8 protein-coding genes are annotated in these 6,821 nt (G+C 41.0%); 6 read left to right on the plus strand and 2 right to left on the minus strand.

Annotation, left to right across the window (positions count from 1 at the left end; all coding sequences use genetic code 11):
* Positions 1 to 21: 21 nt before the first annotated feature.
* Complete coding sequence (locus LQ226_RS17620) at positions 22 to 1,317, minus strand: glutamate-1-semialdehyde 2,1-aminomutase (RefSeq protein ID WP_231419361.1); 1,296 nt, start codon at positions 1,315 to 1,317, stop codon at positions 22 to 24.
* Between the two features lie 203 nt (positions 1,318 to 1,520).
* Between LQ226_RS17620 and LQ226_RS17625 the strand changes: the two genes are divergently transcribed.
* From LQ226_RS17625 to perR, 5 genes are all read left to right on the plus strand, one after another.
* A complete protein-coding gene (locus LQ226_RS17625; RefSeq protein WP_231419362.1) occupies positions 1,521 to 1,940 on the plus strand; it encodes a potassium channel family protein in 420 nt (139 codons plus the stop codon).
* 53 nt (positions 1,941 to 1,993) lie between these two features.
* Positions 1,994 to 2,464, plus strand: a complete 471-nt coding sequence (gene bcp, locus LQ226_RS17630; protein ID WP_231419363.1) for a thioredoxin-dependent thiol peroxidase — start codon at positions 1,994 to 1,996, stop codon at positions 2,462 to 2,464.
* A 355-nt stretch (positions 2,465 to 2,819) separates the two neighbouring features.
* Complete coding sequence (locus LQ226_RS17635) at positions 2,820 to 3,770, plus strand: D-2-hydroxyacid dehydrogenase (RefSeq protein ID WP_231419364.1); 951 nt, start codon at positions 2,820 to 2,822, stop codon at positions 3,768 to 3,770.
* Between the two features lie 2 nt (positions 3,771 to 3,772).
* On the plus strand, positions 3,773 to 4,330 hold the full coding sequence (locus LQ226_RS17640; RefSeq protein WP_231419380.1) for a cob(I)yrinic acid a,c-diamide adenosyltransferase: 558 nt from the start codon (positions 3,773 to 3,775) through the stop codon (positions 4,328 to 4,330).
* Between the two features lie 125 nt (positions 4,331 to 4,455).
* Positions 4,456 to 4,893: a peroxide-responsive transcriptional repressor PerR gene (perR, locus tag LQ226_RS17645; protein ID WP_255688809.1), complete on the plus strand. Its 438-nt coding sequence runs from the start codon at positions 4,456 to 4,458 to the stop codon at positions 4,891 to 4,893.
* Between the two features lie 99 nt (positions 4,894 to 4,992).
* Here the strand turns inward: perR and LQ226_RS17650 are convergent, their stop codons facing one another.
* On the minus strand, positions 4,993 to 5,367 hold the full coding sequence (locus LQ226_RS17650; protein ID WP_231419366.1) for a YgzB family protein: 375 nt from the start codon (positions 5,365 to 5,367) through the stop codon (positions 4,993 to 4,995).
* 129 nt (positions 5,368 to 5,496) lie between these two features.
* Here LQ226_RS17650 and LQ226_RS17655 point away from each other — a divergent pair, with 129 nt between their 5' ends.
* Positions 5,497 to 6,372 carry a nucleotidyltransferase-like protein gene (locus LQ226_RS17655; RefSeq protein WP_231419367.1) on the plus strand — a complete coding sequence of 292 codons (876 nt, stop codon included), beginning with the start codon at positions 5,497 to 5,499 and terminating at the stop codon, positions 6,370 to 6,372.
* Positions 6,373 to 6,821: the final 449 nt, after the last annotated feature.

The following is a 6,821-nucleotide window of genomic DNA, read 5'->3' on the forward strand; positions in this document are numbered from 1 at the left end:
GATGCATAAAAGAGTGTATATTTATTCGCTCGCTAATGCTTTGAAAGAAGATTCGACGGCACGTAGCGTTTCCTTGATGTCTTCTTTTGTATGTTCAGTTGTTAGGAACCATGCTTCAAATTTAGATGGAGCCAGGTTGATTCCTTCTTCTAACATAAGGTGGAAGAATTTAGCGAACATCTCGCCGTCTGTAGCTTCCGCCTGATCGTAGTTTTCAACTTTTTCATCTGTAAAGTAGACGGTTAAGGCTCCTTTTAGACGATTGATCTTAACAGGGAGTTTATATGTCTCTGCGTGATGTAAGATGCCTTCTTCTAACATAGCACCGAGTTCGTCCATCTTTTCATAGACTCCGTCTTGTTGTAATACCTCAAGACATGCGATTCCTGAAGAGATGGAAGCAGGGTTACCAGCCATCGTCCCGGCTTGATAAGCGGGTCCGAGTGGTGCAATTTGTTCCATAATATCAACACGGCCTCCGTAAGCCCCGATTGGTAAGCCACCGCCAATAATTTTACCCATAGCTGTCATATCAGGCTCAACGCCCACGATATCCTGCGCGCTACCGTAATGGAAGCGGAAGGCTGTAATGACTTCGTCGTAAATGACCAGGGCGCCTGATTCATGAGCGAGGTCGTTAACTTCTTGAAGGAAGCCTGGTTTTGGTTCAACAATACCGAAGTTCCCGACAATTGGCTCAACAAGAACTCCTGCAACATCATCTCCGTATTTCTCGAGGGCATCTTTGTACATCTCGATATCATTAAATGGAACGGTAATGACTTCTTGGGCGATAGAAGTAGGAATACCAGCGGAGTCAGGTGTACCAAGAGTTGCAGGGCCAGACCCGGCAGCAACGAGTACAAGGTCGGAATGGCCATGATAACATCCGGCGAATTTAATAATCTTCGTTCGGTTCGTATAAGCACGAGCGACACGGATCGTAGTCATAACGGCTTCTGTACCAGAGTTCACAAAGCGGACCTTTTCAATGGAAGGAATCGCATCTTTAATCATTTTAGCGAACTTGTTCTCAAGCTTCGTAGGTGTTCCGTATAAGACACCGTTGTAAGCTGCTTTTGAGATCGCTTCTGCAATATGTGGGTGGGCATGTCCTGTAATGATCGGCCCGTAAGCTGCTAAGTAGTCAATGTATTTATTTCCGTCAACGTCCCAGAAGTACGCTCCTTTTGCTGTATCCATAAAGACTGGTGTTCCGCCACCAACTCCCTTGTAGGCACGAGAAGGCGAGTTCACCCCTCCGACGATATGGTCTTCAGCTTCTTTATATAACTCAATTGATCTAGTAATATTCACACGAAAACCTCCAAAAAAATTCTCCCTACCATTCTAACACACACCCCCCCTTTAATGCTGTGCAGAAGAGAAGGGTGTCAGACACGCTGTCGTGCTGTGAAGAATTGCAGGGTGTCTGACACCCTTTCGTATGGTGAAGTGCATTCATAATAAGGGGAGCTTGTTTATATGATAGTGGTAGGTGCAGTGTGGGGAGTGGGGCTATGGGTTGGGTGATGTTAATTTTTGTTGTGGTATCGGTATGTGGGAGTGTGGCTGGTTTCTTCCATGGTGATCGTGAGGTGCGACAGTTGTTTTCCTTTCATCATTTCTATACGCTTATTGCAGTCTATGGAATTGTCATGCTTGGTTTTGGATTGATTTATTTCATATTAGCCTCTGAGGGGCTTGTTATCTTGCAAGATGAGCTTCTGCTAGAAGATTCTCTTTTAGATCGATTGGCGCACTCAGTCTATTTCAGCGGGGTAACGCTTATGACAGTGGGCTATGGAGATATTACACCTGTTGGATTAGGGAGAGTTGTCGCATTAATAGAGGCAATGATTGGGTATGTACTACCCGCGGCCTTTTTTGTTCAATATATGCATCATCATCACCAGGATGAGCCGCCTGATAAGTTGTAAGTTATCCTGAATTTGGTTACCCTTAAGAGAGATTATGCTCAGGAGGGATAGGAATGACTATAGAAATAGGTAAGCCAGCACCAGATTTTGAACTTCCCGCTAATAATGGAGAGAAAGTGAAGCTTTCAGATTATAAGGGGAAAAATGTTATCTTGTATTTTTATCCGAAAGATATGACCCCAGGTTGTACGACAGAAGCGTGTGATTTCCGTGACCATCATGAAAGCTTCAAGGATTTGGATGCAGTGATTCTTGGTGTGAGTCCGGATCCGGTTGATCGTCATCAGAAGTTTATCGATAAGCATGAACTTCCTTTTCTTTTATTAGCTGATGAGGAGCACGCTGTAGCTGAAGAATATGACGTGTGGAAGTTAAAGAAGAATTTCGGTAAGGAGTATATGGGGATTGAGCGCTCAACATTTGTCATTGATAAAGATGGGAATCTTGTGAACGAATGGCGAAAAGTACGGGTAAAAGGCCATGTTGAGGAAGCGCTTCAATATATAAGAGAAAACTTAAGCTAGAAATACCCTCCATCTGGAGGGTATTTTTTTACTTAGAGGCGGGGATAGAGAAACATCTTAAACATAAGTGCCTATTTTAAAAACGCTAGGTAAAGGTCCATACCAAATGAATGCGAACAGCGTATAGTACAGTAATACACCAACCTCCCCTTATTATATAGAGCAACATGTTAAGCGCGAACCTGATTCGCGCTCTTTTTATGTACTAAGTCACTTCCTTTATTGCGTTAAAGTGAGTGCGCGTGTCAGACACCCTTTAGTACGGTGCAGTGAAGCGGGAGCATGATTTCTATGATTTTTGTTGAATAGGTTATAGTATAGGGTGTAGGAGTTATAGCTATAGGGAGGGGATTTTTTGTTTATTTTATCGTCATGCAAGATCAGAAGAGATTTAAGAGAGCGTTTAGTGGAGGCTTATCCGGCTCTAACGTTTCAGTTCACTGAATCGATGGAAGAGGCTGCTTCTTATTTGCCGGAAGCGGACGTCCTTCTTACATACGGGGAAGATCTGACAGATGAACGTATAGAAGAGGCGAGTAAGCTTAAATGGATTATGGTGTTATCCGCAGGGTTAGATAAAATGCCGTTTAAGAAAATAGAGGAGAAGGGAATTTTAGTTACAAATTCAAAAGGAATTCATAAGGTTCCAATGGCAGAGTATGCTATAGCCATGCTTCTTCAAACAGCTAGAAAAACACGGTTATTGCTAGAAAATGAAAAAGCCCATGAATGGGACCGAGGGGTAAAGCCTGTAGAGATTACTGGGAAAACGATGTTGGTCGTTGGAACTGGGGCGATTGGACAAGAGGTAGCCAGACTTGCGCAGGCGTTTCGAATGTACACAATCGGCGTTTCGAACAGCGGAGCGGCCAAACAATATTTTGATAATGTGTATACGAAGGATGATTTTGAGGCGCAATTACCAGAAGCGGACTTTGTTATTTCTGTATTGCCTAGTACTCCGGAAACGAAAGACTTCTTTAAAAGAAAGCATTTTGAAATGATGAAACCGGAGGCTGTCTTCTTGAATATGGGCAGAGGAGATGCAGTTAACAATGATGTACTGCTAGATGTAATGGAAGAGAGAATCATTTATCATGCGATATTAGATGTGTTTGAAACAGAACCTTTACCTGGTGCGCATCCGTTTTGGGAGATGGGAAATGTGACGGTCACCCCTCACTCTTCTGGGATGTCGCCGCACTATCAGCCGAGAGCTATGTCTATATTTGAAGAGAACCTACATACCTTCCGCTCTGGAGGGGAAGATTTAATCAACTTAATTGATCCAAGAAAGGGGTATTAATGATGAAGATCTATACACGTTCTGGAGATAAAGGAGATACATCCCTCATTTATGGACAACGCGTTCCTAAAAATGATGCTAGGGTGGATGCATATGGGACTTGTGATGAAGCGAATTCGATGATTGGTTTAGCGTTAAGTTATTTAAGGAGAGAGGACTGGCCTGAGAAAGAAGTGTTCTGTGAGACGATGCATCGTGTACAAACCATTTTGTTTCACGTAGGCGCAGAGCTAGCAACGCCGCAAGGGAAAGAAGTGAAGTGGCAACTAACTCAAGGCCACATCGATGAACTTGAAAAACAGATCGACGACTGGGACCAGGAGTTACAACCTTTGCAAAACTTTATACTGCCATCAGGACATGAAGCTTCAGCTACATTGCATACAGCTCGTACCATTGTAAGGAGAGCTGAAAGAAGTGCGGTCGTCGTTAAAGACGAATTAAATAATCCACTCGTTCTGACTTATTTAAACCGTTTATCAGATTTCTTATTTGTAGCGGCTCGTTTTGTAAACAAGATGACAGGCGGAAAAGAAATTCCTCTAAAAGCTGATGTGTAAGATTTGTAAATAAAGCTGATATCAAGCGAGTTACATTGACAAAAAGAGGAGCAAAGGTATACACTAATTATAAAGATTTTAATGTAATAATATTGTTTATTTGAAAATATGTGAAAGCGAGGTGCATGACGGTGTCTGATCATCGACTTCGTGAGGCTCTGGACACATTGAAAGAATCTGGCGTCCGTATTACACCCCAACGTCATGCGGTGCTTGAGTTTCTCATTGGTTCCATGTCTCATCCAACCGCAGATGAAATTTATAAAGCACTAGAAAACAAATTTCCAAACATGAGCGTGGCGACAGTATACAACAACCTTCGTGTTTTCCGTGAAATTGGGTTGGTACGTGAACTGACTTATGGAGATTCCTCGAGCCGGTTTGATTGTAATACTACAGAACACTACCATGCTATTTGTGATAAGTGTGGAAAGATCGTTGATTTCCACTACCCATCTCTTGATGAAGTTGAATCACTAGCAGAACAGGTTACTGGTTTTGAAGTGAGTAACCACCGCATGGAAGTGTATGGGATTTGTGAGGAGTGCAAATCGCAGCACTAAAGAGAGAGTTCTTTTTAAAAAGAGCTCTCTTTTTTGTGAAATATAAAAGAACCTTGAAGAATTTAGTTTCTTGCAAGGTTCTTTTACATTCGTATCATTTTACTTTTGATTTTCTGTATTTTTTTGATATCTTTTAGAGTTGTACCGTTCATCAAATTCTTTTCCTTCAAGATCTTTATCTAAAGTTAAGGGCTCATTACAGTGCATGCACGCATCAACGCGCCCTAAAAGTTTAGTTGGTTTGCCGCAATTCGGGCAAGCAACTTTTATTGTTTTGGTGGATAGCATCCCGATCCAAAAGTAGACAACTGTGCTCAGACAAACAGAGAGAAGACCAAGGATCATAAAGATGCTCATTAACCACATGGTTTCTTTGAATAGAAGACCAACATACATAATGCCAAAACCAATAAACACTAAACTAAGCGCAAACGTGCGAATCTTATTTATTTTGTTCGAGTACTTAACGCCCAACCTTTTCCCTCCTAACATTTTCAATTGGTAGTATAGCATATTTCCAGGAGAGAAATCGTCGTCGAAAAAAGGATTTTCTATGAATGTGTCGAAATTATCACTATCTTAGTATTTGGGGGAAAGCATGTTATGGAAGATGTGTTACGTCCGATCTACCAGGAACGCGCCAGTCAAAAAAACACATTAGGAATTCTAATAATAGAAAAGAAAAAACCCATTAGCCCTGTCACGGATAACTTTGATGTCATTTTGTTGATTATTGTAAGGGGAGCAGCTCAGCCCTGGTTTGTAAAACATTATGAATTCGGAAGCAAGAACGCTGCTATGCATATTGTTGATGAAAAACAATTAACCAATTGGATTGACACCAGTTCGTTTCGACGTGCTGTAGAGTGGGTAATCGAGGGTCGTGTGATATTCGATCGTAACGAATATATTACGTCTTTAAAAGAAAACTTGCGTAACTTTCCGCAAGAAAAGCGAGATTTAAAGAAGGCTATTGAATTTGCCAAGCTAATCCGCACGTATGGCGAATGTAAAGATCTTTATGAAACAGAGCAGTATATGGATGCTTTCAGTAAAATGATTCATTCTCTTCATTACTTAGCTCGTCTTTCTGTCATTGAAAAAGGATTCCATCCTGAAGTTACCGTTTGGAATCAGGTAAAACGAATTGAACCTGAGGTGTACAAGCTCCATCAAGAGTTAAGTAAGAGTAATGAGACGCTTGATAAGCGAGTTCAACTTATGCTTTTGGCTACGGAGTTTGCCATTAATTCAAGAACCGTGAATTGTGCAAAGCATTTAATAGATGTAATGGGAAGTAAAGAAGAGCCTTGGGCCTATGGAGAATTAATGGTTCATCCGGACATCCAACCATATGCGCTAGATCTTGGCGCGTTCCTTGACTATCTTGTAGATAAGGAAGTTATCGAAGCTGTTCAGGTAGAAACCAAAGGGAAAGGGTTATTTCATAGAACATACAGGTTAAGGGAAAACGATTAAGCATTATAAGAGTCTCTGTAATCTTTTCGAAAAAAAGGTTGCAAAGGAGGCTCTTTTCTTTTACTATAATTAAGCGGCTTTAAAAGAGGCCAGCAACCTTTTGAAAAAACATCAAAGAAAATTAACAAAAGTTATTGACGATGTTTTCATAGGGTGATATAGTATTACTTGTCGCTGAAAAAGCGCACACAATTTCGAACAGCTAACAAAACGGCATCGAAAAAAATTAAAAAACATTGTTGACATCAAAACAACAAAATGTTAAGATGATTAAGTCGCTGTCAAAAACGGCGCCAACAAGAAAGAAACACTTTAAAGAAACATTTGATCTTTGAAAACTGAACGAAACAACATGTAACGTCAATGTCTTTAAATTGATTTTTAAAGCCAGTAATCATTTATTTTGATGCTAGGCAGACTCACATTTTATGGAGAGTTTGATCTTGGCT

The organism is Pontibacillus sp. HN14 (assembly GCF_021129245.1).
In the GTDB taxonomy this organism is placed as follows: Bacteria; Bacillota; Bacilli; order Bacillales; family BH030062; genus Pontibacillus.